This is a genomic window from Bradyrhizobium sp. WSM4874 (genome assembly GCF_055811835.1).
The window spans coordinates 1-382 of sequence record NZ_JBVVPR010000232.1 but is presented as its reverse complement, the minus strand read 5'-3'; the positions used below and the strand labels follow the sequence as shown (position 1 = coordinate 382).

Genomic DNA, 382 nt, shown 5'->3' with positions numbered 1-382 from the left:
AGCAACGGCCCGAACTCGCTGACGGCACGGGTGAGCGATGCGGCCGGCAACACCACCACCAGCAGCGCAGTGGTCTACACGCTCAGCACCACCGGCCCGACAGTGACCGAGGCCCTGGTCGCCGACACCGGCAGCTCGGCCACCGACCACATCACCGCCAACCCGGCGCTGAGCGGCACCGGGCTCGCCAACACGGTGGTCCACTTCACCATTGACGGCAGCTCGATCGCGACGACGGTGACGACCGATGCGCAAGGGGCGTGGTCGTTCCTCCCGAGCGGGCTGGCGGATGGATCGCACACCATCGTGGCAAGCCAGACCGACAGCTTCGGCAACACCGGTTCGGCCTCGCTGAGCTTCACCCTGGACACGGCGGCGCCGA

The 382-nt window shown here is 69.1% G+C and carries 1 protein-coding gene; it reads left to right on the top strand.

Annotated elements, in window-relative coordinates; translation table 11 throughout:
• Positions 1 to 382 (top strand): Ig-like domain-containing protein (locus tag AC0L3P_RS40165; protein ID WP_473309480.1); only part of this gene is annotated, 382 nt, incomplete at both ends.